The following is a 506-nucleotide window of genomic DNA, read 5'->3' on the forward strand; positions in this document are numbered from 1 at the left end:
AGATGCCTATACCGTATTCAGCAAAATGTTAAAAAGAGGACATCCTCCTGCCGACTGGGAAACCCTCACCCGAGAAACAGAAGAAACCCATTGATGGTGTTCACAATGCCCGCCGAACGCATTCGTGTTGACCAGCGGGCATCCTTTCTCACTCCCCGACCAGAATCACTTCAACCCCAGCCTTTCGCAGTCCTTCCAGGCTATCCGCAGGAATGCCTTCATCAACAATGATCATGTCGATACGTTGAGTATCAATGATCTTATGTAAACTGGAACGATTGAACTTACTGGAATCGGTGACCACGATGATCCGTTCCGCAACTTCGCACATCCGACGGTTTAAACGAGCTTCATCTTCATTATGTGTGCTGACGCCGCGCTCCAGATCGATCGCATCTACACCAAGAAACAGCATATCGAAGTGGTAATTTTGCAGCGATTGCTCAGCCTGATCGCCGTAAAAAGATTGCGACTGACGGCGCAAATGCCCGCCGGACATCAGCAGC

1 pseudogene is annotated in these 506 nt (G+C 49.8%); it reads right to left on the reverse strand.

The features are described from left to right. Positions 1-148: 148 nt before the first annotated feature. Positions 149-506: pseudogene (gene agaR, locus ACFFRH_RS45095) on the reverse strand (aga operon transcriptional regulator AgaR); the annotation flags it as partial.

Origin of the sequence: Streptosporangium vulgare (genome assembly GCF_042428775.1) — a bacterium.
GTDB lineage: Bacteria > Actinomycetota > Actinomycetes > Streptosporangiales > Streptosporangiaceae > Streptosporangium > Streptosporangium vulgare.